We start from the raw sequence: 23,126 nt of genomic DNA on the forward strand, positions 1-23,126 counted from the left end.
CCGATCGAAGCCCGCACGATTCGTCGTGCGGGCTTTTTGCTGCCTCGAAATGACTTGCCTGAAACGACTTGCCGGAGCGGCTGCATGACGCCGAAACGCGATGGGGCCGATTGGCTCGCCAGGGCCCGCCGCTGGGCGCGGGCCATCAAGACGGATGTGGTGGCGCTTTATCTTGCGGCGCGGGATCCCCGCGTGCCGCTCGCGGCCAAGCTCGTCGCCGGATTGGTGGCGGCCTACGCGCTGAGCCCCATCGATCTCATTCCCGACATGATCCCCGTCCTCGGATACCTCGACGACCTTCTCATCGTTCCGCTCGGCATCCTGCTCGCCGTCCGGTTGATTCCCTCGGACGTGATGGCGGATCTCCGGGTCAAGGCGCGCGAGCGGGCGGAGCGGCCGGTCAGTCGCCTCGCCGCCGCCGCGATCGTGATCCTCTGGATCCTCGGTTTTGCTCTCGTGGTTCGGATGATGGTGCCGAATGGCACATGATGCAAAAACGCAGGGCTGATTCATTGGCTTGCGCTCTTGCCGCCCTATCTGCTTCACCCTAAAGCATTTTCTCCAGCGGCCCGGCCTCGGGAACCGGTCGGCCTTCATGAAGCTCAAGCTTCTTTTCGGCTCGGTGGATCCGGAAAATGGGCCTAAGGTGCCGCCTGAACCTTTGACGAGTTAAGAGACGAGACCGATGCCGATCGACGCCGAAGCTATCGCCGACCGCCGCCGCTTGCGCCGCAAACTCACCTTCTGGCGCGTCACCGGAGTTCTGGCCCTCATCGCCGCCGTGATCGCCCTTGGTTATTCCGCATCCCGACGCTTCGGCCTGAACGCGACCGATCACGTGGCGCGCATTTCCGTCAACGGCCTGATCACCGGAAATCAGCGCATGGCGGATCTCATGGAGCGCGTCGGAAACGCCAAGTCCGTTTCCGCGGTCGTGATTTCCGTCAACAGCCCCGGCGGCACGACGACCGGTTCGGAAGAGCTTTTCCGCAACATCCGCCGCCTGGCCGAGAAGAAGCCGGTCGTGACCTTCGTGGACGGGACCGCAGCATCCGGCGGTTACATCACCGCCATGGCGACCGACTACATCGTGGCCCGCGAGACCTCCATCGTCGGCTCCATCGGGGTGCTGTTCCAATATCCGGATGTTTCGGGCCTTCTGGGTCAGGTCGGGATCAAGGTCGAGGAAATCAAATCCGCCCCCCTGAAGGCGGAGCCGAGCCCCTTCAAGCCGACCAGTCCCGAGGCCCGCGCCGCTCTCGCCCAAGTGGTGAGCGACACCTATGATTGGTTCAAGCGTCTCGTGCGCGAGCGGCGGCACATGACCGATGCGGAACTTGCCGCCGTGTCCACCGGCCAGGTGTTCAGTGGCCATCAGGGGATCCCCTTGAAGCTGGTGGATGCCGTCGGCAGCGAGCGGGATGCCGTTGCCTGGCTCGAGCGGGAAAAGAAAGTTCGGCCGAATCTTCCGATTCGCGACTGGAAGCCGCGGAGCGACCGGGACCTCTCGTTCTTCGCTTGGGCCGGGGCCAGCGCCGACCTCATGGGCTTCGATGGTCTGGCGGGAGCGCTGCGCCGGACGGCCGCGGGAGTCGAGGCGGCTCAGCTTGACGGTCTTCTGGCCGTCTGGCACCCTTCCGAAAAGTAAAGACGCATCAAAGATATAACGCCCAATGATAAAATCCGAACTCGTGCTCAAGATTGCGGAGCAGAACCCGCATTTGTATCAACGTGACGTCGAGAACATCGTGAATGCGATTTTGGACACGATCGCGGATGCTCTGGCGCGGGGAGATCGGGTGGAGCTGCGCGGCTTCGGAGCCTTCTCCGTGAAGAAGCGGGATGCCCGCACGGGGCGCAACCCGCGCACGGGTGAATCCGTTCAGATTTCGCAAAAGGTCGTGCCGGTGTTCAAGACCGGCAAGGAGATGCGCCAGCGCCTCAACACGGCCCCGAAGCCTCTCAAGGCAGCGGCTGCGCAGTAAGTCTGATCAATAAGTCTGACCAGGAGAGGATAGCTCGGTGATTCGGTTTCTCAAGGCGCTCGTTCTTCTGCCGGTCGCGATCCTGATCGTGCTGCTCGCCGTGGCCAATCGGGAAGCCGTGACCCTGTCGCTCGACCCGTTCTCTCGGGACGTGCCCGAATTCGCCACGCAGCTTCCCCTCTTCGCCATCATCTTCGCGTCCGTCATGGTCGGCGTGGTGATCGGTGGCACGGCGACATGGCTCGCCCAGGGCAAGCACCGGCGGGCGCGCCGTCAGTTCCGACGGGAGGTGACCCACCTGCGCAACGAAACCGACCGCCTGCGCAGCCAAGGCCAAAGCGGCTCGTCCGTACCGGCCCTTCCGACATCCCGGACCCCAACCTTCTAAAAACCCATGCGCGTCGTTTCTTCCGCTGAAATCGATCAGGTTCTCAGCTTCCCGGACCTGATCGAAGCCCTCGCTGATGCCTTCCGGGGCGACATGGTCACGCCGGTCCGCCACCATCACGAGATCGACCGTGCCGGGTTCCCGGGAACGCTCCTTCTCATGCCCGCCTGGACCGGCGCCGCATCCTCCGAGAGCTTCGTCGGCGTCAAGGTCGTCACGGTGTTTCCGGATAACGGCGCCAGGAACCTGCCGAGCGTGCAGGGCACCTATCTGCTGATGGACGGCGTGACGGGCGAGCCGCGCGCGGCCCTCGACGGCACCCGGCTCACCGTGTGGCGCACCGCCGCCGCTTCGGCGCTCGCGGCCCGGTATCTCGCCCGGCCGGACACGGAGCGCATGGTGATGGTCGGCGCAGGCGCGCTGGCCCCGTTCCTGATCCGCGCCCACATGAGCCAACGTCCGATTCGCGAGGTTCTGCTCTGGAATCACCGGCCGGAAAGGGCCGAGAGTCTCGCCGCCGACCTGAGGGCCGAAGGCCTGCCCGTCACGGCGACGGCCGATCTCGAACAGGCCGTGCGCGGGGCGGATCTCGTGTCCTGCGCAACCCTGTCCTCCGCGCCGATCGTGAAGGGTTCCTGGCTGAAAGAAGGGACCCATCTCGACCTTGTCGGGGCGTTCAATCTCGCCATGCGGGAAGCCGATGACGAGGCCTTGCTGCGGGGGCAGGTCTATGTGGACACGCCGGCCGCCCGGCACGAGGGCGGCGATGTCGCGGTGGCTCTCAAGAGCGGCGCGATCGCCGAGGCGCATGTGCAGGGGGATCTGGCGGGTCTCTCCCGCAATCCGCTGCAGCGGGCGAGCGTGGCGATTACCGTCTTCAAGTCGGTCGGCGCGGCCCTGGAAGATCTGGCTGCGGCGATGCTGGTCTGGCGCAAGATCACCCGACAGGCGTAGGATCGATCCATGAACAGCCTGATCAAGATCTGCGGGATCTCCACGCCCGAAACCCTGGACGCTGCCGTTACGTCCGGCGCGGATTTCGTGGGCTTCGTGCGTTTTCCCAAAAGTCCCCGCTATGTGAGCCTGGACCAGGCCCGTAACCTGTCCCGGCAGGCTGCGGGCCGGACCCAACGGGTCGTGCTCCTGGTCGATGCGGACGATGCCGCCATCGCGGAAGCGATCGCGGCGATCGATCCCGAATTTCTCCAGCTGCACGGGCATGAAACGGAAGATCGCGTGCGGGAGATCCGCAGCCGGTTCGGCCGGCCGGTCATCAAGGTTCTGGGCATTGCCGAGGAAGCGGATCTTGCGGGCCTTATGGCCTATGCGCCCCTGTCCGACCGCCTGCTTCTGGACGCCAAGCCGCCCCGCGCGCCCGGGGCTTTGCCCGGCGGCAACGGTCTTCCGTTCGACTGGCGGCTGCTGACCAAGCTTGACCCCGGCGTCGCGTTCATGCTGTCAGGGGGGCTCACTTCCGATAACGTGGCCGAGGCCATTCGCCTGACGGGCGCGAGGGCGGTCGACGTCTCGTCGGGGGTGGAAAGCGCTCCCGGGATCAAGGATCCGTCCCGAATCGAGGCTTTCATCAAGGCGGCCCGTGCGGCATATGCCGCGAAGGACCAATAAAAACGCGCATTCCCGTCGGAAATCCGCTATCCCGCGTTTCGATGAATGCTCAACAGTGCAAGGCAGGACAGGCGTGACAGCTCAAGCGCAACCCAATTCCTTCCGCACCGGCCCGGACGAGGGCGGCCATTTCGGTATGTTCGGCGGCCGCTTCGTGGCCGAAACCCTGATGCCGCTCATCCTCGATCTGGAAAAGGCCTATAACGAGGCCAAGGCCGATCCGGCCTTCCACGCCGAGATGGCGTCGATGATGACCCATTACATCGGCCGTCCGAGCCCGCTTTATTTCGCCGAGCGCATGACCGAGCATCTTCGCGAGGTTTCGACGGCCTCCGGCCTATCGGGCGGCGCGAAGGTCTACTTCAAGCGCGAAGAGCTGAATCATACCGGCGCCCACAAGGTGAACAACGTCCTGGGCCAGATCCTTCTGGCCCGGCGCATGGGCAAGAAGCGCATCATCGCCGAAACCGGCGCCGGCCAGCACGGGGTCGCGACCGCGACCCTCTGCGCCCGCTACGGGCTCGAATGCATCGTCTACATGGGCGCGGTCGACGTGGAGCGGCAAAAGCCCAACGTGTTCCGCATGAACATGCTGGGCGCCAAGGTCGTGCCCGTGCAGTCCGGCACCAGGACCCTCAAGGATGCCATGAACGAGGCCCTGCGCGACTGGGTCACCAACGTGGCCGACACCTTCTATTGCATCGGCACGGTGGCGGGCCCGCATCCCTATCCGGCCATGGTGCGCGATTTCCAGTGCGTGATCGGCAATGAAACCCGCGAGCAGATGATGCAGGCGGAGGGCCGTCTGCCGGATTCGCTGGTCGCCTGCGTTGGCGGCGGCTCGAATGCCATCGGCCTGTTTCATCCGTTCCTCGACGATCGGGGCGTGGAAATCTACGGGGTCGAGGCGGCGGGCCATGGGCTCGACAAGCTGCATGCGGCCTCTCTCACCGGGGGGCGCCCGGGCGTCCTTCATGGCAACCGCACCTATCTGCTGGTGAACGAGGACGGGCAGATCCAGGACGCCCACTCGATCTCGGCCGGTCTCGACTATCCCGGCATCGGGCCGGAGCACGCCTGGCTGCACGATGTGGGCCGGGTCAACTACATCTCCGCCACCGATCAGGAAGCCCTCGACGCCTTCCAGCTCTGCTCGCGGCTCGAAGGCATCCTGCCGGCCCTGGAATCCAGCCACGCCATCGCCAAGGTGATCGAACTCGCGCCGAAGAAGCCGAAGGACCACCTGATGGTGGTCAACATCAGCGGCCGCGGCGACAAGGACGTTCCGCAGATCGCGGAGATTCTGGGGACGGATATCCGTTAAGGAAGCCGAGCCCGCCGTAATGAGCGCCCGCATCCTTGTCCGGACGTGATCCGGCCGAGATGATCCGGAACGCGAAGAGGTCGATCAAAGGCCGAAGCATCAGGACCCCGAAATGACTGTCGGCGCGGCCGGGAATTGGCCCGTCCAAAGAATGTGATAAGACACGCCCATGACCAAACGCATCGAAGCCCGTTTCGAGAAGTGCCGCAGCGAGGGCCGCGCCGCCCTCGTCACCTACGTCATGGCGGGTGATCCGGATCCCGAGACCTCGCTCCAGATCCTCAAGAGCCTGCCGAAAGCCGGCGCCGATATCGTCGAGTTCGGCCTTCCCTTCACCGATCCCATGGCCGACGGCCCGGCGATCCAGGCGGCGGGCCTGCGCGCCCTGAAGGTCGGCCAGAACACCGTGAAGACCCTGGAGCTGATCCGCCGTTTTCGCGCTGACGATGCGGAAACGCCCGTGATCCTCATGGGCTACTTCAACCCGATCTACACCTATGGGGTCGACCGGTTCCTGGCGGATGCCAAGGACGCGGGCATCGACGGGCTGATCGTGGTCGATCTGCCTCCCGAGGAGGACGACGAGCTTTGCCTCCCGGCTCTCAAGGCCGGACTGGCCTTCATCCGCCTCGCAACCCCCACGACCGATGACCGCCGCTTGCCGGCGGTGCTCGCCAACACGGCGGGGTTCGTTTATTACGTATCGATCACCGGCATCACCGGCGCGGCGACCCCCGATTTCGGCAAGGTCGCCACGGCGGTGGAGCGCATCAAGCGCCACACGCCCCTGCCCGTGGTCGTCGGGTTCGGGGTGAAGAGCGGCGCCCACGCGGCGGCGGTCGCGCAGGGAGCTGACGGGGTGGTCGTCGGCTCGGCGCTGATCGACGCCCTGAAGGGCACCCTCGATGCGGAAGAACGCGCCACCTCGCGTACGGTCGAGGCCGTCACCACATTGGTGAAGGAATTGAGCGAGGGCGTGCGTTCGGTGGCAAAGCGCGCGGCGGCATAACATTCGGACGTCGGGTCGGGCTTAACGCGCGGCCATTCACGTCCTGCCACGCCGGAAGGCGTGGACGCCCGGAGCTGATCCGGGCACGGCGAAAGGGTTTGAAGTCATGAACTGGATTTCCGAAGTCGTCCGTCCGAAGATCAAGACGCTCTTCAAGCGCGAGACGCCGGACAACCTCTGGATCAAGTGCCCGGATACGGGGCAGGTGGTGTTCCACAAGGACGTGGAGGCGAACCAGTGGGTCATCCCCGGCTCCAACCACCACATGCGGATTTCCGCCACCCAGCGCCTGGGCCTCATGTTCGACGGTGGAACCTGGCTCGATGTGGCGCTGCCCGAAGTGGCCGTCGATCCGCTGAAATTCCGCGACGAGAAGCGCTATGTGGACCGCCTGAAGGACGCCCGGGCCAAGACCGGGCAGCAGGATGCGTTCAAGGTGGGCTTCGGCCGGGTCGAGGATGTGCCGATGACCATCGCGGTGCAGGATTTCGGCTTCATGGGCGGCTCCCTCGGCATGGCGGCCGGCGAGGCCTTCGTGAAGGGTGCCGAGACGGCACTTGAAAAGAAGACGCCTTACGTTCTTTTCGCGGGTTCGGGCGGGGCCCGTATGCAGGAGGGTATCCTGTCCCTCATGCAGATGCCCCGCACCACCGTGGCGGTCCGGCGTCTGCGCGATGCGCGGCTGCCCTATGTGGTCGTGCTCACGAACCCGACCACGGGCGGCGTGACGGCGTCTTATGCGATGCTCGGCGACGTCCATCTGGCGGAGCCTGGCGCGCTCATTGGCTTTGCCGGCCCCCGGGTCATCGAGCAGACCATTCGCGAAAAGCTTCCCGACGGCTTCCAGCGCGCGGAATATCTCAAGGACCACGGCATGGTGGACATGGTCGTGCACCGGCATGAGCTGAAGCCCACCATTGCGCGGCTGTCACGCATTCTGACCAAGACGCCGGCCCAGGCGGCCTGATCGGGAAAACGCAGGGATGGATTCCTCCGATGCGCTGATCGCGCGCTTTCTCGCCCTGCACCCGAAGACCATCGATTTGTCGCTCGGGCGCATCCAGAAGCTGCTGGCCCAGCTCGGCCACCCCGAGCGGCGCCTGCCCCCCGTGATCCACGTGGCAGGCACCAACGGCAAGGGCTCGACCATCGCGTTCATGCGGGCGATCCTGGAAAGCGCCGGGCTCGCGGTTCATGTTTATACCTCGCCTCATCTGGTGCGCTTCCACGAGCGTATCCGCCTCGGCCGGCTCGGTGGCGGGCGCTATGTGGAGGAAGACCGCTTGGTCGAGGCCCTGCGTCGCTGCGAGAAGGTCAACGCGGGTGCGCCGATCACCGTCTTCGAGATCACGACAGCGGCGGCACTTCTGCTGTTTTCCGAAGAGCCGGCGGATGTGCTGCTCCTGGAAGTCGGCCTTGGCGGTCGCTTTGATGCCACCAACGTCATCGACGCGCCTGCGGCCGCCGTGGTCACCTCCATTGGTCATGACCATGCGGAATATCTCGGCACGACCCTCGAAGGCATCGCTCGGGAAAAGGCCGGCATCTTCAAGCGCGGCTGTCCCGCCGTGATCGCCGCGCAGGATTATGTTGCTGCTGACGACACGTTGCGCGACGAGGCCGAGCGGGTCGGCGCTTCACCGGTCCTTGTCGGCTCGCAGGATTTCTCCGTTCATGAGGAGGGAGGGCGGCTCGTCTATCAGGACGAGAAGGGCCTTCTCGATCTGCCGCGTCCCAAACTCGTCGGGCGCCATCAGTACATCAATGCCGGAACGGCCATCGCGGCCCTGCGCGCGGCGGGCTTCGACCGGTTCGAGACCTCGGCTTTCGAGGCCGGGCTCGCCCGGGCGGAATGGCCCGGGCGGCTCCAGCGCCTTTCCAAGGGCCGCCTGCCGGAGATCGCCCCGGAGGGCTGTGAGCTTTGGCTCGATGGAGGCCATAATGCCGACGGTGGCCGGGTCCTCGCCGCCGCCATGGCGGACCGAAGCGAAAGCTCCGATGTGCCGCTGGTCCTCATCACCGGCATGCTCGGAACGAAGGATTCGGGAGCCTTCTTCCGGAATTTCGTGGGCCTTGCCCGTGAGGTAATCGCCGTGCCGATCCCGGGCCAGATCGCCGCCCGCCCGGCGGAAGAAGTCGCAAGCATCGCCGAAAGCGTCGGCCTGACGGTTTCCACGAAAGCCAGCGTCGAGGCGGCCCTGGCCTCCTTGCACGATTATGTCTGGGACCGCCCGCCCCGGATCTTGATCTGCGGCTCGCTCTACCTCGCCGGCGAAGTCCTGGCGGCCAACGGAACACTGCCGGAATAACAGCGCCCCTCTCGTCATTCCGGGGCGAGCAGAGCGAGAGCCCGGAACCCATATCCGCTCACGGTTCGAGATAAGGCACTACGGCAACCGTTGCGTCTTTTCCGGGATCCTCAGCGGCTCTGGGTTCCGGGCGCCGCTGCGCGGCCCTGGAATGACGAGAGCTGCGAAAAAGGGGCCCTTCAAGGCCCCTTTTCACATTCCGGTGAGACGGGATGATCAGGCCGAGGCCTGGATCCACTTGGCGAGGTCGCCCTTCGGGGCGGCGCCGATCTTCTGGGCCACGACCTTGCCGTCCTTGAACATCATCAGGGCCGGGATCGACCGGATGCCGAGCTGAGATGAAATCTGCGGATTCTCGTCGACGTTCAGCTTCGCGATCTTCACCTTGCCGGCCATCTCGTTGGAGATTTCCTCAAGAGCCGGGCCGATCATGCGGCAGGGGCCGCACCATTCCGCCCAGAAGTCGACCACGACGGGCTCGGAGGAATTCAGGACGTCCTGCGAGAAGCTCGCGTCGGTTACCTTCACGGTCGCCATACCATCACCTTTGTCATTTCAGCGCGACTCAGCTGCGAGCCGCTCGACGATTCCATCAAGGTAGGAACGGCCCAGGACGGAATCAAGCAACGGCATCGCGCCGGTCACAGGTCATGCGGCCACTATGGTTAGTACTTGGTTCATGTCGGCCTCCAACATCTCGTGGATGACCGGCCCCGCGGTCCAGACCAGAAAGGCTCGGACGGTCTTGTCGGGATAGATCTCCTGCAGCAGCCGCCGGTAGAGGGCGAGCTGGGCCACATAGGATTGCGGCGGCGCCTGGCCCGGCCGTGGCGGGCGCGCCGTGGTTTTGAAATCGGCCACCAGGACCTGTGTGTCGAGCACGGCCAGGCGGTCGATCTGGCCCGACACCATCACGGGCCCGTCCGGCCCCTCGATCCGCCCCGCGATCGGCGCCTCCGCCCGGGAGCCGGGGCCGAACAGGGGGCTGATCGCCTCGTGGTCCAGCACGCCCAGGGCATGGGCAACGATGGCCTCGCGCAGCTCTTCCGGAAGGCGCGGCGCACGCGCCTTCACATAGGCGCGGGCCATCGCCTCCCTGTGGTCTCGCGGCAGGGCCGGAAGGCGCTCCAGAAGCGTATGGATCAGAGTGCCGCGCAGCCGCGCGTCCGGCGCATAGGGACCATCCCCGGGCCGGGTCATCCGATCCGCCGCCCCAAGGGCGCTGGACGGCCTGATCGGCGGCAGGGGCTCGGGCTCCGGGGGCGCTTCCTGGCCCAGCCATGGGGGAACGTCTTCGGGAGCAAGCCGGTCAGCATCGTCGAGATCGGCCGCCAAGCCCGCCGCGCTGTCCTGCCAGAGAACCAGGGGCTCGAATGGGGAGGCGGGGAGTTCCTTGCCGTGATTGGCCGCAAGCCATCCCCGGCGCACCATCTCGCACCAGGCTTCCTGCGGCGAGTTCTTATGGCCGGTCAGGAAGGGAGCGATCACCAGGCGGTCCTTGGCCCGGGTCATGGCCACGTAGAGAAGACGATTGTGCTCCTCCAGACCCTTGGCATGAAGAGCTTCCCGCGCTGCCTCCGTCGCCGCGCAATCGGAATTTTTCGCAGGCGCCCAGACAGGCACGGACTTGCCGCCTACGGGGAGCTGCAGCAGGGGTGGATCGCGGCCGAGCACGTCGCAGCCGTCGATCAGGATCACCAGCGGCGCTTCCAGGCCCTTGGCGCCGTGCACCGTCATCACCCGCACTTCGTTGTTGGTCGAATCGAGATCGCGCTTGATCGTGTGGGAGGCGGATTCGAACCGGTTCAGGAACACGGTGAGGGAAGGGGTCTCGCTCTGTTCCGACTGGTGGGCGAAGCACAGGAAGGCATCGATGGCGTCTCCCGCCTCGCTGCCGAGACGAGAGACCAGCTTGGCGCGCCCCCCCATGGGGCCGAGAAGCGTGGCAAAGAAACCGAACGGCCCATGAACCCGGGCGAGGCCTCGCCATGCCCCGAGCGCATCGAGGCCGCGCAGGGCCGCCTTGTCGCCCTCCTGCGCGTGACGGCCCAGTGCCGTTACGAGAGACTCGTCATCCGCCCGTCTCGCCGCAATGCGGATCAGGTCGTCGTCCGTGAGCCCGACGAGAGGTGACTTGAGGGCCGTCGCCAAGGTCAGATCGTCCTCGGGCAGCAGGGCCGCGCGCCCGGCGGCCACAAGATCGAGGACGGCGATATGCTCACCGATATTGAGCCGGTCGGCGCCCGCAACCGGTACGCCCGCCTCCTTGAGGGCGCGGATCACGGCCTCGAACGCCGCTCCGCGCTTGCGCACGAGCACCAGGATGTCGCCGGCCTTCCAGCGGCGGCCGCGTTCGTCGCCCTTCATGGTCCAGGTCTGCACGGCCTTTGCGATCCGGCGGGCGACCATGACGGGGGGAGCCTGCTGTTCCTGCGCATCGAGCGGCAGGACCCAGGCTTCCGGTTCTTCTTCGTCCGCCGGGGTTTCCGTCGGCCAGAGCTCCACCTGGCCCGGCGCATGGGGACGGGCGGTTTCATGCACGGTGCCGATCGCCTTGTCTTCGAAGGACAACCCCTTGAAGTTTTCCGCGACCGAGAAGGTAGCATCGACCGCCGAGAGGACCGCGCGGGTCGAGCGGAACGAGACGGTGAGGCGGACATCCTCGAACGCCAGTTCGGCGGCCGCGACCTTGCGGGCCCAGGCCTGCCGGCTTTCCTCGAATTCCTGCGGGGCGGCCCCCTGGAAGCCATAAATCGACTGCTTCGGATCGCCGACCGCAAAGAGGGTGCGAATGTGCTTCCCGCGCGCGCCTTGGCCCGCCGTGAAATCCTCGGTGATCTTGCGCAGAATCTCCCACTGCTCCGGGTTGGTGTCCTGCGCCTCGTCGACCAGCACGTGGTCGATGCCGCGATCGAGCTTGTAGAGGATCCAGCCGGCGTCGTGACGGGACAAGAGCGTCAGGGTCTTGTCGATCAGATCCTGGAAATCGAGAGCGCCATAGCGGGCTTTCGCCCGCTCCACGCGCGCACCGATTTCAGCCGCGAGGGTAAAGAGCGCCGTCGTGCGCTCCAGGGCGCGGGCCGCCTTGCGCTTGTCCATGAGACGCCAGATCCGCGCCTGCTCGTCAAGCAGCCGCTCCTTCAGGGCGGGGTCGACGGATTTCGTGACGAGACGCGATTCCGCGCGCGGGGTGTTGTCGGATTCCTTGAGGAAAACCGCCAGATAATGACGGAGACGATCTGCGGAATCCTGCGCTTCCGATGCGGCGATGAAGGAGGCGGCGCGCTCCTGATCGGTCGCCTTTCCGCGCAGAAGCTCTTGAATGATGCCAGGCCATCCCGCCGGCGACAGCCCATCCTCCAGCATGTGATGCTCGATGACGGCAGCGGTTTCATCGGGCTTGAGACCAAGCGCCGTGCGAACCCGGGCAAGGCCTCCCGCGAGGCCGCCGGGATCCTGCCAGAAGGCCTTGCAGCGCAGGGCTGAATTGAGCGCATCCGACAACGCTTCGCCCGCCGCTTCCGTGCTGATGACCGCAAGGGCTTCGTTCAATTCCGGATAATCACCGCTCGCAGCATCGGCCAGCACATTGGCGGTTTCCTGCGCCAGCATCTCATCCGTCTGGCTTTCGTCGAGCACCGCAAAGCGCGCCGGCACGTTGGCCTCGAAGGGCGCGAGATGAAGAATCCGTTCGCAGAAGGCGTGGATGGTGTCGATCTTGAGGCCGCCCGGCGTTTCGACGGCGCGTGCGAACAGGGTGCGGGCGAGGCGCAACTGCTCCCGGTTCGGGCGATGTCCTTCGAGCTCCGTCAGCTCCGCGATCAAACTCTCGTCATCAAGCGTCACCCACTTGCCGAGGCGCTCGAACACCCGGATCGCCATGTTGGCGGCGGCGGCTTTCGTGAAGGTCAGGCAGAGGATCCGTCCCGGCGGCGAGCCCGCGAGCAGAAGGCGCACGACACGATCGGTCAGAACCTTCGTCTTTCCCGCGCCGGCATTGGCCGACACCCAGGCAGAGGCGCGCGGATCGGCGGCGCGGCGTTGTGCGTCCTTCGTGTATTCGGGAATGACGAGGTCGAGGCTCATTCGAAGCCCTCCCCGCCGCCATTGCTGGCAAGGGACCATTCCTTCACACGGGCGAGATGATCGTATTCCGAAAACCGCCGCGCATATTTCGGGAACGGGCGCGAAACGTAAGGCGTCTCGCCTTTGGCATAGCGGGCAATCATGCCTTCGAAGCGACGGCGGTGTTCCTCGACGATCTCGGCATTGGTGCGCGTTTCATCCCGTCCCGGCTTGATCTCCCGCTCCTTGAGCGGCTCCCGCCCACCCGTGGTGTGGATGTAAACGAGATCGGGCGTGTCTTTCGCGATCGGCAGGCCCTTGAAGGCACCGCGCATCAGCATCATCGCCTCGAGAGTCAGCTGAGGCGAGAAGCCCGCATAAACCTCGCGCACGCCCGGCGGCTGGCCGGTTTTGAAATCGATGATGGTGAACCCGCCGTCGCGGCGGTGCTCGATCCGGTCGGCGCGGGCGCGCAGGGTGAAGATTGCCCCGTCGGGAAGCGGTATCGCCAGCGCACCCGAGCGTTCGGGATAGATTTCCATAAGGCCCGGGCGCCGGGTTCTTTCCCAATCCACGAACGCGGTGGCGAGCCGCGTGAAGCGCGGCCACCATTCGGCATAGAGTTCCGGAAACGCCTCTTCGATGCCCGCGAAGGCATCCGCGCCCCGGCCGAGCAGATCCTCCAAGGCCAGTTCAGGAAGCGCGCGCGGATAATCCTTGGCGAATGTGCCGAGAACCTCGTGGATGATCGTTCCCCGATCGGCCGCGGTGGGCGCCACGGCAACGGCGTCGAGAGCATCCAGCTTGAGGATGTGGCGGGCGAAGATCGAATAAGGATCGCGCAGGAGGATCTCGACCTCCGTAACGCTCAATGTACGCGGGAAAAGAGCCGGATCCGGCATCGGGCGCGGACGCGCGAGAGGCACTGCGGGTGCGGGCGTATCGAGGCTGTGAGCGAGACGCCGGTAGCGCTCGCCGGTCCGCACCATCCGCTCCCAGGCTTCCCTCCCGGTGAATGCCTTCAGCCGCTGCAGAAACCGGGAGGGCACCATGGGAGAGCCGTCGCGCTTTTGCGCACGGGTGATGATGGCGTCGCGCGTTCCGAGCGCCTGCACGAAGTCATGGGCCGTCTGACCGATGCGCCGCTCAGGCGGCGCAAGACCGATCCGGGCGCGCATCGGTCGGTTGAGAAACGAGTCGGTGACCGTGCGGGGCGGCCACGTGCCTTCGTCGAGACCGCCGAGAACCACACGGTCGACCGACAGAAGCCGTGCCTCGAGAAGACCGAAGATCTTGAGGCGCCGATGGGTGGCCCGGGGCGACGGACTGAGGGTCTGCTGTTTGGCGAGAGCCGTGAAGAAGGCCGGATAATCGGCGAAGCGCCCTTGCAGGGGCTGATCCTCTTCCTTGCGGATCTCGGAATATTGCAGATCGTCGAAAAGCGCCTCCAGGGCCTCCATGGATGGCTCGCGGTCGTCCCGCTCCGCTTCTTCCGGCGGGCGGTCCGCCAGCGCCGCGATAGTCCGGCGATGGTCCTCCGTCAGGCCGATCAGGTCGAGGATATCCTCACCGCGCCGGGCCGGTATGAAATCTCCGAAGGCGATCTCCAGGCGCTGGAGAAGTTCGTCCGCCAGATCCCATTCTTCCGCCGTCAGCCGCTTGCGCGGTCTTGGCGTGCGGTGGCCTGCATCCGCCCGGTTCTGCGCCAGAGCCGCGCGCATTCCCTGGAATCCTGGTGCCGGGGCGGGGCCGCGCAGCACGCCGATTTCAAGAACGCTCGCAGCACGATCGACGGTGTCACGGGTCCATCCGAGGCGCACCAGCGGATGCGCAAGCAGTGCCAGAAGGGGCAGCGGCTTGACGTCGTCCGCCGCAGCATCCGCCGCGAGGCGGGCCAAGCGGCCTGCCGGTGTATCGGAAAGTGCAAGTCCCGCCGAATCTTCAATGGCGATCCCCCATCGCGCCAGTTCCGCCGCAACGCGGGTTGCGAGCGCGCGGTCCGGTGTCACGAGGGCGGCCGTGCGTCCGGGCTCGACCAGCGTTTCGCGTAGGGCGACAGCGATGGCGAAGGCTTCTTCCCGCTCGTCTGCGGCCTCGATCACCGTGAGATCCGCGCATCCTGCCTCCGCAAGCGCAAGTCGCTCGCCTGTCGGAATGTGCGACCATCGATCCGTGGTGGCGGCGGGCCGCAGTGCTTCGGACAGAAGACGGTTGCGCGCCTGTGCGGGCTCGGGAGCGCGTCCGAGAATGGTGATATGCGAGCGCGGCGTGCGCAGGTACGTATCGACCAGGCGGCGCAGGGCCGCCTGCGGATGGCTGTGAACCGGATCCGTCTCGCTGTCGGCAATGTCTCCGATGGATGCCCAGCTCTCCTCGTCGAGGTCCGTATCCAGCCCCGGCAGAACGACGGCGCCCCTCGGCAGACTTGCAATGGCGGCGATCAAGGTGGCGGTCGCGGGAATCGATCCCGTGGAACCGGCAACGATCATGGGAACGTTGGGGCGATCCCGCAGGAGGCGTCTGGCTTCTGCTGCGATCAGGGCGCCGCGCCGCGCCGCCGGATCGCTGGCCTGACGCTCGCCCAGGATGCGCGGCCAGTTCTCGCTGACGATCTGGACGAAGTTGCGCGTGATCCGGAAATACTCGGAATAATCCGCATCGACCGCGCCTTCGAGAGCGTGCCAATCGATGCTTTCGGTCGTGAAGGCGTCCATCAGGCTCTCAAGATCGCCCGCGAGACTGATTGCATCGGCCGGAGAGCCCGGAACGAGGAAGGGCACGTCGGGCCCGAGCTGCAGAAGGGTGCGATCCACCTGCGCCGACCAGCGCTGGATCAGGCGGGTCAGAATGAGGCGTCGCTCCAGCGGAGGAATGGGCGGCTTTAAGGATGCGACTTCCGCAAGCGGTGTGCCCTCGAGGCCGGTCATCTCGAATTCCGCTTCGTCCGCCTCGCCGAGGGGCACGATGCGCGGCAGCAGCTGCGCGCGTCCGCCACCACGTTCGGCGAGAAGAGCGACGAGAGCCCGGGTGGCACGTCGTGTCGGGACATAGATCGTGACATCCGAAAGGGCCGAAGGGTCGTCGGAAAGCGGCCCCACGAGCCGGCCGTCGATCAGCGCGTCGACCAGGGTCGGAAGAAACGGGCACCCGGTCGGGATCGAGAAAACGTGTCGGGATGGATCGGGCGCTCGGGCGCTTTGGTCCGAAAAAAGATCATCGCCCTGTGGTGGTGCGGATCCTCGGTTTCGGATCGTACGCGACATGATGAGACCTCACCGCTTGCTGGCGGCAAGGCACTCTTCCGCCTCAGCAATGGCCTGAGGCTCACCAACATGCAGCCATTGCCCATCGAGGCGCAAGCCGTAGAGACGGTCCCGCGCAATGGCGCGGTCATAGAAAAAGTTCGCCGAAAAGGGCCCATCCGGTGTGTCGACGACGAGCTCCGGCCTCATGATCGCAACGCCCGCGTAGACGAAAGGCACGGTTTCGCTGCCTTTGCGCCGCTCCAGCCGACCCGCGGAATCCATGCTGAAATCGCCAAGACCCTCATACCCAATGCTTGTGGATAACGGCGCGACGAGCATCAGCACGTCCATCTTTTCCGGGTTCCAGGCCTCCATGAGGCGCAACAGATTCGGCCGTGATCCTTCGATCCAGATGGAATCGGAGTTGAATGTGATGAAAGGCCCGGAGCCGAGAAGCGGGAGCGCCTTCCTCACGCCACCGCCGGTTTCCAGCACCGCGTCCCGTTCGTCTGAAATGACGATGTGCGGCACTTTGCGTGTGCGTAAGTGCGCTTCGAGCATGTCGGCGAAGTGATGAACATTCACCACGACGGTGGCGATTCCCGCTTCGTGCAGCCGGTCGAGGGCAAAATCGATCAACGTCCGTCCACCGACTTTGACGAGGGGCTTGGGCATCGTCGCCGTGATCGGGAGCATGCGCTTTCCCAGTCCGGCGGCGAGAACGATGGCGGTGGTGGGAGCGGTGCGGGAAGCGTCGGACAAGGAGGGACTCAGGAACCGGAGGAAATGTCGTCCGCGGGAGGATGCGGAATGAGACGGGGCAGGTATGCCTCGTACCAGGCACGCAGCCGCGTCAGGGCGGGATGGGCAAGATTGCGGGCGAGATAGGTCTCGATCCGTGGCAAGTGCCTGAGGTAATGGGGTTTGCCGTCGCGCCGGTCGAGACGGGCGAAGATCCCGAGGATTTTCGTGGCCCGCTGCGCGCCCATGATCGCATAGGCGCGGGCGAAGGCCGCCACGTCGAAGTGCGGATCGCTGGCCTTGCGTTCACGGGCGTAAAGCCCGATCAGCTTCAGTTCGAGATCCGGCGTCACCGTGGTCCGCGCATCCTGAAGAAGAGACGCGACGTCATAGGCGGGCGAGCCCAAGACCGCGTCCTGGAAATCGATGATGCCGACCCGTTGCAGACCTTCGCGCTCCGGCATCCAGATCAGGTTGGGCGAATGATAGTCGCGAAGCGTCCAGGTCGTCGGACCCGACAGAATTTCCGCCAGGGTGTCGGTCCACAGATTCACGAACTCGGCACGGGCGGAACCGGACAACAGGCTGCCGATGATGTGCGGCACATACCAGTCGGGCAGAAGTTCCACCTCGATGAGCATGGCTTCGAGATCATAGGATGGAAGAGCATATTCCTGCTCCCCCGCCACCGGCAGGACTTCTGGAAGGGCGAGGCTGTGCAGGCGGGCCAGCACGCGCACGGCTTCCGCATAGCGTTCCGGAATGGGGCCGTCGGCGGTGACGACGGGTTCGCTGCCGAGATCCTCGAGAATCAGAAGACCGGTATCCAGATCCTCCCCGTAGATTTCGGGCGCACTCAGTCCGAGATTGCGCAAGCCCTTGTCCATCGCCACGAAGGCATGAACGGTTTCCGCCAGTTTCGCGATGGTCGTATAGGGTTTGCCGCGCCGAACCGGAGGGCCCACCGGCCGGGGCGGTGAGATCATCAGAAGGGCGGTTTCGCCGTTGGGCCTGACCAGCCGCTCATAGGAGCGGATGACGGACGCGTCGCCGGGCATCGGAACCCGGATCGCATCGGTCCAGCCACTTCGCTCCACAAGGGCATAGAACGCCCTCAACCGCCGGAGGCGGGCACTGAAGCCGCCCGTTCCGGTGATGATGGCGATCCGGCCCGCGCCCGCGCCGCCCGGTGCGAAATCAAGGTGAAGATCGAGGCGCTCCGCCTTGAGCGCGTCATCGGCGCGCTCCGGCCATTCCACGAGGGAAATGGCATTCTCCGTCAGCTCGCCCCACCCGAGCTCATCGAGTTCGTGACCTCCCGACAGACGGTAGAAGTCCGCGTGAACGACCGGATGGTGCGCTCCCTCGTAGGATTGAACGAGGGTGAAGGTGGGGCTTGGAACCTCGAGCTCCGGATCCCCAGCCAGCCCACGCACCAGCGCGCGCGCAAGGGTGGTCTTGCCGGCGCCGAGGCCGCCCGAAAGCGTGACGAGGTCGCCAGGGCGCAATTCATCGATCAGCACACGGGCGAGGCGCTCCGTCGCTTCCTGGTCGGGCAGGGCCAGGATCCAGGATGGATCGTGCCATTCGTCTTGCGCGGTCATGAAAGCCAATCCCTTCGCCATCGCCGCTCCTTATTCTGCCGCCAATGGCGGAACCGCGTGGGACGCGGAGCGACCGTCGGAGGGGGATTCGTATCGTCCGTTGGGGAAGATGCAAGTCACGATGGTGCCCACGCCGGGGGTGGAGGCCAGCTCGATGCGTCCGCCGTGGAGCTCCACGAAGGAGCGGACGATCGACAATCCCAGTCCCACCCCCCGGTGGCGCGTTCCAAGCGTATGGCTTTCGAAACGGTCGAAGATTCGCGCCTTGATCTCGGGCGGAATGCCGCGACCCTCGTCCCTGACCTCGAAAATCACCTCGCTGCCGCTCTTGCGCGCCGAGACCGTGATGCTCTGGCCGGGCGACGAGAAGCCGACCGCGTTGGACAGGAGATTGAACAGAATCTGCCTGACGCGTTTCCCATCGGCCACGAAGGAGCCGATATCGCTCGGCGCATTGATGATGACCTGAAGCGAGGATTCCGCCAGCCGGTCCTCAAGGCCTCGCATGGCCGCCTCGATGGTCGAGCGGATATCGACGACTTCCGGCGTCAGCTCGAGAGAGCCCGTGTCGATGGACGCAAGATCGAGAATATCGTTGAGAATTGCCAGCAAGGAGGCCGACGAGCGCATGATGTGATCGGTGTAATCGCGCTGGCGCGGATTGAGCGGGCCGATCGTCTCCTCGCCCAGAAGCTGTGCAAAGCCGATGACGTTCGTGAGCGGCGAGCGGAGCTCGTAAGACACGTGGTGCACGAACTCGTCGCGCAGGCGCGAGGCTTTCTCCAGCGCCTCGTTGCGCTCCGTCAGCGCCCGTTCCACGTTCACGCTTGCCGTAACGTCAATGAAGGTGAGGAGCGTCGCGCCGTCGGGCAGCGGTTGCGCGGCGCAATCGAGGGCGGTGCCGTCCCGCCGCTCCATCCGGCAGCCGAAACCCATGCGCATGTCGGGCAGGCCTGCAACCGCGCCGCGAATGTCGATCCACGGTTCGTCCTGAGGGGCCAGCACACGGCATGTCTTGATGACGGCATCGATATGTGGATGATCCGCGATCAGCTCCGCAGGCAGGTTCCACAGGTCCATGAAGGCCCGGTTGGACAGTTTGAGGCGCCCGTCCGAACCGAACACCGCAACACCTTCCTTCAACGTGTCGAGGGTTTCGCTTTGGACGCGCGTCAGCGCCGTGACCTGCGATTCCAGCTGAATATGCTCGCTGACGTCGTCGAACAGATAGGTCACGCCGCCTTGGGGGTTGGGGTTCATCACGACGCGCAAGGTCCGGCGGTCAGGCAGATGCCACCAGGTTTCCTGGGAATCAACGGCGCGGTAACTGGCAAGGATTTCGGTCTTCCAGGCGCGGAAGTCGGCCTGCTCCGGCAATTTGCGGGCCGCATAGAGACGGTCGAGCACTTCGCTGTCGGTCGGGCGCGAGCTGAGAAACGCGGCGTCGAGACCCCAGAGCTGCTGATAGGCCGCATTGCTGAAGATCAGCTGTTGCGACCCGTCAAAGATCGCGACTGCCGTCGGAAGCTGATCGAGGGTCCGAACATGCGCATCCATCTGCCGCTGCAGATCCGTGCGTACCGCTTCAAGTTCCGAGACGTCGATGGCGATGCCGGCGCTCCCGCCGGGAGTCGGATGTTCCACGACGTCGAGGATCGAGCGTTGCCCCGCCATCACGGCCGTGACCCGCGCCGTGAAGGTCGCTCCCGTCCTGCGCTGTCGCCGGGAATCCTCCCGGGTCCGCTCGCCGAGAAGGTCGAGGGAGCGGGCCGCCGCATCACCGACATCGAAGGCCTCGATGGAGCGCAGATAGGCTTGGTTCGCCCAGATGAGTTTGTCGTCCTCGTCCCGGATCCAGAGGGGATAGGTGATCGCGTCGAGCAGAGTCGTCATGGCGCGCAGATCATCCTGCGCCACCGCCAGATCGGACCGCACCGTCAGGAGCTCGGCCCGGTCGATCGTCACATCGCGCAGGCGCAGGATCGCCCGCCCGCCTACCGTGCGCCCTTCCACATCGAGGAACCGATTGGCCAGGGTCCTGGCCGTCAGGCGGAAGGACTCGCCCCGCTGCCGCAATTGCTCGAGCGCGCCGTCGATGGTGGCGGCGTCGGTCGGGGCCAGCCAGGCCCCGAAAGCCAGGGCGCGCTTGGCGGGCGCTCCGTTTCCGATAATGGACGGATCGCCCTCGAAACGCGGCTCCGCATCGCGGCCGTACCAGCTCACCAGAAGCTGGCGCTCGGAACCCATCAGAAGGCTTGCGAGATCGTCCGCTCCGCGAAGGGACATCACTTCGGCCCGAAGGGCCCGCTCGACCCGCGCATGACGGCGCTGTTCGCGCAGGAGCATCAGAGCCGTCGTGGTCGAGAAGGCCACAAGGCCGAAGAACAGCCCGAAATAGGCTGCGTTCTCGAGCTTCCAGCCGCGAAGAAAGCCGATGAGGCCGGCCGTCCGCTCGGCCAGGGCATAGGGCAGCTCCGCGGCGAGCGCGGGCCAGGAAATTCCGGACAGAAGGGTTGCGACCAGGGGAGCCCGTAGGGACGTGGAGGCAGCCAGGCGCGATTCGCCTGATCCTTCACCGTCGCGTTGCTCCCTGTCGCGGGCCATCCCCTGCTGTCCTTTCTCAAGTGGCGCCTTGCGCCAAGCCAAAGCAATCCTGATTCCGGTGCGTCGTTCGACGCCGCCGAAACGGGTCCTGTGTTGCCATGAACGGAACTGCGTCCCGGTTTCGTCAAACCTGACACCACCGGACGAATCGCGTTCACTCTAGACCACCCCTGACTCCGCCAGGAAGGGGGTTAAGGTCGCCTTAAGGTTCCTTTGGAAAACCTGTGCACAAGCCGCCGATGCGCATTGCAGCGGAGGCGGGTCTCAGGGTCAAGCCTGTCGAATCGGAGGGGCCAAGTCCGAGAAAGGCATGAAAAAACCCGGCCGAGCCGGGTTTTTCCGAGGCGATCAGACAGGTTGCTCAGTAGCGGTAGTGATCCGGCTTGAACGGCCCGCTTTCGGAAACGCCGATGTAAGAAGCCTGATCCGGACGCAGCTTGGTGAGCTTCACGCCGATCTTTTCGAGGTGCAGGGAGGCGACCTTCTCGTCCAGGTGCTTGGGCAAGGTGTAGACCTTGCGCTCGTACTTGCCCTGGTTGGTGAAGAGCTCGATCTGGGCCAGGGTCTGGTTCGTGAACGAAGCCGACATCACGAAGGACGGATGACCCATGGCGTTGCCGAGGTTCACGAGGCGGCCCTCGGAGAGCAGGATGATGCGGTGACCGTCCGGGAACGCGATCTCGTCGACCTGCGGCTTGATGTTGTTCCACTTGAGGTTCTTGAGGCCTGCAACCTGGATCTCGTTATCGAAATGGCCGATGTTGCAGACGATGGCACGGTCCTTCATCGCCCGCATATGGTCGATGGTGATCACGTCCTTGTTGCCCGTCGCCGTCACGAAAATATCGGCGCGGGGAGCCGCGTCCTCCATGGTCGTGACCTCGTAGCCTTCCATGGCGGCCTGAAGGGCGCAGATCGGATCGACCTCCGACACCAGCACCCGGCAGCCCGCCTGGCGCAGGGAAGCGGCCGAGCCCTTGCCCACATCGCCGAAGCCGGCCACCATGGCGACCTTGCCGGCCATCATCACGTCCGTGCCGCGGCGGATGCCGTCGACCAGGGATTCGCGGCAGCCGTAGAGGTTGTCGAACTTCGACTTGGTGACCGAGTCGTTGACGTTGATCGCCGGGAAAAGGAGCTTGCCTTCCTTCTCCATGATGTAGAGACGGTGGACGCCCGTGGTGGTCTCTTCCGACACACCCTTGATGGACTTCGCGAGCTCGGCGAACCAGCCCTTGGGCTTCTCGTTGAGCAGGCGCTTGATGAGAGCGAAGAAGACTTCTTCCTCTTCGGAGCCGGGCTTGTCGAGGAACGCTACGTCGCCCTGCTCGGCGCGCAGGCCCAGATGCACGAGCATCGTGGCGTCGCCGCCGTCGTCGAGGATCATGTTCGGCATGCCGCCGCCGTGCCAGTCGAACAGCTTGGCGGTATAGTCCCAGTATTCCTTCAGGCTCTCGCCCTTATAGGCGAAAACCGGAATGCCGGCGGCCGCGATGGCGGCGGCGGCGTGGTCCTGGGTGGAATAGATGTTGCAGGAAACCCAGCGGATATCGGCGCCGAGAGCCTTCAAGGTCTCGATCAGCACCGCGGTCTGGATGGTCATGTGCAGCGAGCCGGCGATGCGGGCTCCTTTCAGGGGCTGCTTCAGGCCGTATTCCTCGCGGACGGCCATGAGGCCCGGCATCTCGGTCTCGGCGATCGAGATCTCCTTGCGGCCGAAATCGGCGAGGCTGATGTCTTTGACGATGTAGTCGCGCGCATCGTTCGCGCTTTTCGCGGCAGCTTGGCTCATGGGGCTCTCTTAGGCTCGGTTGGACCGGTAGGTTCGGCGCCGTCTTACCAGAGAGCCGGAAGGGAAGCAATCAACATATAAAGATGTCTTTATATGTTTTGCCGATCACTCGTCCTCGCCGAACTTGTTCGAGACGAGGTCGTCGATGGCCTGGAGGCAGAAGGTGGCATCCTGGCCTTTTGCGGTGACGGTGATGGTTGTGCCTTGGGCAGCCGCCAGGGTCAGGAGCCCCATGATCGAGCGTCCGCCCACGGTTTCTCCGCAACGGGTGACGGTCACGTCGGAATCGAAGCGTTCGACCGTCTGCACGAACTTGGCCGAGGCCCGGGCATGGAGGCCCCGGCGATTGGTGATCCGCAGCTCCCGGACCTGGGCGCCGTCAGGAACAGGAGCAGGCGGGCAATCGCAATCCTCGTCCGCAGAGCGGTCCATCA

Annotated in this window: 18 protein-coding genes; 10 read left to right on the top strand and 8 right to left on the bottom strand. The window is 65.2% G+C overall.

Annotation, left to right across the window (positions count from 1 at the left end; all coding sequences use genetic code 11):
* Positions 1 to 84: 84 nt before the first annotated feature.
* The 10 genes from LJD17_RS02830 (at position 85) to LJD17_RS02875 (ending at position 8,641) form a co-directional block, all read left to right on the top strand.
* The gene (locus LJD17_RS02830) at positions 85 to 489 is read left to right on the top strand and encodes a YkvA family protein (protein WP_227382553.1); all 405 of its coding nucleotides are present in this window, start codon (positions 85 to 87) and stop codon (positions 487 to 489) included.
* A gap of 196 nt (positions 490 to 685) precedes the next feature.
* Positions 686 to 1,648, top strand: coding sequence for a signal peptide peptidase SppA (gene sppA / locus LJD17_RS02835; protein WP_227382556.1), 963 nt, complete (start codon positions 686 to 688; stop codon positions 1,646 to 1,648).
* 25 nt (positions 1,649 to 1,673) lie between these two features.
* Positions 1,674 to 1,985, top strand: a complete 312-nt coding sequence (gene ihfB / locus LJD17_RS02840) for an integration host factor subunit beta (RefSeq protein WP_227382558.1) — start codon at positions 1,674 to 1,676, stop codon at positions 1,983 to 1,985.
* Between the two features lie 37 nt (positions 1,986 to 2,022).
* Positions 2,023 to 2,373 (top strand): lipopolysaccharide assembly protein LapA domain-containing protein, encoded by a 351-nt coding sequence (locus LJD17_RS02845; protein WP_227382560.1) that lies wholly within the window; start codon positions 2,023 to 2,025, stop codon positions 2,371 to 2,373.
* A 6-nt stretch (positions 2,374 to 2,379) separates the two neighbouring features.
* On the top strand, positions 2,380 to 3,327 hold the full coding sequence (locus LJD17_RS02850; RefSeq protein WP_227382562.1) for an ornithine cyclodeaminase family protein: 948 nt from the start codon (positions 2,380 to 2,382) through the stop codon (positions 3,325 to 3,327).
* 9 nt (positions 3,328 to 3,336) lie between these two features.
* On the top strand, positions 3,337 to 3,999 hold the full coding sequence (locus LJD17_RS02855; RefSeq protein WP_227382564.1) for a phosphoribosylanthranilate isomerase: 663 nt from the start codon (positions 3,337 to 3,339) through the stop codon (positions 3,997 to 3,999).
* Between the two features lie 136 nt (positions 4,000 to 4,135).
* On the top strand, positions 4,136 to 5,323 hold the full coding sequence (gene trpB / locus LJD17_RS02860) for a tryptophan synthase subunit beta (RefSeq protein ID WP_227382909.1): 1,188 nt from the start codon (positions 4,136 to 4,138) through the stop codon (positions 5,321 to 5,323).
* Between the two features lie 169 nt (positions 5,324 to 5,492).
* Positions 5,493 to 6,332 (top strand): tryptophan synthase subunit alpha, encoded by an 840-nt coding sequence (trpA, locus tag LJD17_RS02865; protein WP_227382566.1) that lies wholly within the window; start codon positions 5,493 to 5,495, stop codon positions 6,330 to 6,332.
* A gap of 106 nt (positions 6,333 to 6,438) precedes the next feature.
* On the top strand, positions 6,439 to 7,299 hold the full coding sequence (gene accD / locus LJD17_RS02870) for an acetyl-CoA carboxylase, carboxyltransferase subunit beta (RefSeq protein WP_227382568.1): 861 nt from the start codon (positions 6,439 to 6,441) through the stop codon (positions 7,297 to 7,299).
* Positions 7,300 to 7,315: 16 nt separating this feature from the next.
* Positions 7,316 to 8,641, top strand: coding sequence for a bifunctional folylpolyglutamate synthase/dihydrofolate synthase (locus LJD17_RS02875; protein WP_227382570.1), 1,326 nt, complete (start codon positions 7,316 to 7,318; stop codon positions 8,639 to 8,641).
* A 216-nt stretch (positions 8,642 to 8,857) separates the two neighbouring features.
* On the opposite strand, the gene trxA is transcribed toward LJD17_RS02875, so the two are convergent.
* From trxA to LJD17_RS02915, 8 genes are all read right to left on the bottom strand, one after another.
* On the bottom strand, positions 8,858 to 9,178 hold the full coding sequence (trxA, locus tag LJD17_RS02880) for a thioredoxin (protein WP_224313971.1): 321 nt from the start codon (positions 9,176 to 9,178) through the stop codon (positions 8,858 to 8,860).
* Between the two features lie 111 nt (positions 9,179 to 9,289).
* Positions 9,290 to 12,727: a double-strand break repair helicase AddA gene (gene addA / locus LJD17_RS02885; RefSeq protein ID WP_227382572.1), complete on the bottom strand. Its 3,438-nt coding sequence runs from the start codon at positions 12,725 to 12,727 to the stop codon at positions 9,290 to 9,292.
* Positions 12,724 to 15,969, bottom strand: coding sequence for a double-strand break repair protein AddB (gene addB / locus LJD17_RS02890; RefSeq protein ID WP_227382574.1), 3,246 nt, complete (start codon positions 15,967 to 15,969; stop codon positions 12,724 to 12,726). The genes addA and addB overlap by 4 nt, the downstream gene beginning before the upstream one ends.
* A 9-nt stretch (positions 15,970 to 15,978) precedes the next feature.
* Positions 15,979 to 16,713 (bottom strand): nucleotidyltransferase family protein, encoded by a 735-nt coding sequence (locus tag LJD17_RS02895; protein ID WP_227382576.1) that lies wholly within the window; start codon positions 16,711 to 16,713, stop codon positions 15,979 to 15,981.
* 8 nt (positions 16,714 to 16,721) lie between these two features.
* Positions 16,722 to 18,317 (bottom strand): tRNA (adenosine(37)-N6)-threonylcarbamoyltransferase complex ATPase subunit type 1 TsaE, encoded by a 1,596-nt coding sequence (tsaE, locus tag LJD17_RS02900; RefSeq protein WP_227382578.1) that lies wholly within the window; start codon positions 18,315 to 18,317, stop codon positions 16,722 to 16,724.
* A gap of 9 nt (positions 18,318 to 18,326) precedes the next feature.
* Positions 18,327 to 20,900, bottom strand: coding sequence for a sensor histidine kinase (locus tag LJD17_RS02905; protein WP_227382580.1), 2,574 nt, complete (start codon positions 20,898 to 20,900; stop codon positions 18,327 to 18,329).
* A 361-nt stretch (positions 20,901 to 21,261) separates the two neighbouring features.
* On the bottom strand, positions 21,262 to 22,692 hold the full coding sequence (gene ahcY / locus LJD17_RS02910) for an adenosylhomocysteinase (RefSeq protein WP_227382582.1): 1,431 nt from the start codon (positions 22,690 to 22,692) through the stop codon (positions 21,262 to 21,264).
* A gap of 105 nt (positions 22,693 to 22,797) precedes the next feature.
* Complete coding sequence (locus tag LJD17_RS02915) at positions 22,798 to 23,124, bottom strand: HPr family phosphocarrier protein (RefSeq protein WP_227382910.1); 327 nt, start codon at positions 23,122 to 23,124, stop codon at positions 22,798 to 22,800.
* Positions 23,125 to 23,126 lie beyond the last annotated feature (2 nt).

It is taken from the genome of Microvirga rosea, assembly GCF_020595095.1.
Taxonomy (GTDB): domain Bacteria; phylum Pseudomonadota; class Alphaproteobacteria; order Rhizobiales; family Beijerinckiaceae; genus Microvirga; species Microvirga rosea.

Excerpts from the sequence above, each read along its gene's own strand:
- LJD17_RS02830 (WP_227382553.1), top strand. The coding sequence starts at position 85 with ATGACGCCGAAACGCGATGGGGCCGATTGGCTCGCCAGGGCCCGCCGC.
- sppA (WP_227382556.1), top strand. The coding sequence starts at position 686 with ATGCCGATCGACGCCGAAGCTATCGCCGACCGCCGCCGCTTGCGCCGC.
- ihfB (WP_227382558.1), top strand. The coding sequence starts at position 1,674 with ATGATAAAATCCGAACTCGTGCTCAAGATTGCGGAGCAGAACCCGCAT.
- LJD17_RS02850 (WP_227382562.1), top strand. The coding sequence starts at position 2,380 with ATGCGCGTCGTTTCTTCCGCTGAAATCGATCAGGTTCTCAGCTTCCCG.
- LJD17_RS02855 (WP_227382564.1), top strand. The coding sequence starts at position 3,337 with ATGAACAGCCTGATCAAGATCTGCGGGATCTCCACGCCCGAAACCCTG.
- trpB (WP_227382909.1), top strand. The coding sequence starts at position 4,136 with ATGTTCGGCGGCCGCTTCGTGGCCGAAACCCTGATGCCGCTCATCCTC.
- trpA (WP_227382566.1), top strand. The coding sequence starts at position 5,493 with ATGACCAAACGCATCGAAGCCCGTTTCGAGAAGTGCCGCAGCGAGGGC.
- accD (WP_227382568.1), top strand. The coding sequence starts at position 6,439 with ATGAACTGGATTTCCGAAGTCGTCCGTCCGAAGATCAAGACGCTCTTC.
- LJD17_RS02875 (WP_227382570.1), top strand. The coding sequence starts at position 7,316 with ATGGATTCCTCCGATGCGCTGATCGCGCGCTTTCTCGCCCTGCACCCG.
- trxA (WP_224313971.1), bottom strand. The coding sequence starts at position 9,178 with ATGGCGACCGTGAAGGTAACCGACGCGAGCTTCTCGCAGGACGTCCTG.
- addA (WP_227382572.1), bottom strand. The coding sequence starts at position 12,727 with ATGAGCCTCGACCTCGTCATTCCCGAATACACGAAGGACGCACAACGC.
- addB (WP_227382574.1), bottom strand. The coding sequence starts at position 15,969 with ATGTCGCGTACGATCCGAAACCGAGGATCCGCACCACCACAGGGCGAT.
- tsaE (WP_227382578.1), bottom strand. The coding sequence starts at position 18,317 with ATGGCGAAGGGATTGGCTTTCATGACCGCGCAAGACGAATGGCACGAT.
- LJD17_RS02905 (WP_227382580.1), bottom strand. The coding sequence starts at position 20,900 with ATGGCCCGCGACAGGGAGCAACGCGACGGTGAAGGATCAGGCGAATCG.
- ahcY (WP_227382582.1), bottom strand. The coding sequence starts at position 22,692 with ATGAGCCAAGCTGCCGCGAAAAGCGCGAACGATGCGCGCGACTACATC.
- LJD17_RS02915 (WP_227382910.1), bottom strand. The coding sequence starts at position 23,124 with ATGGACCGCTCTGCGGACGAGGATTGCGATTGCCCGCCTGCTCCTGTT.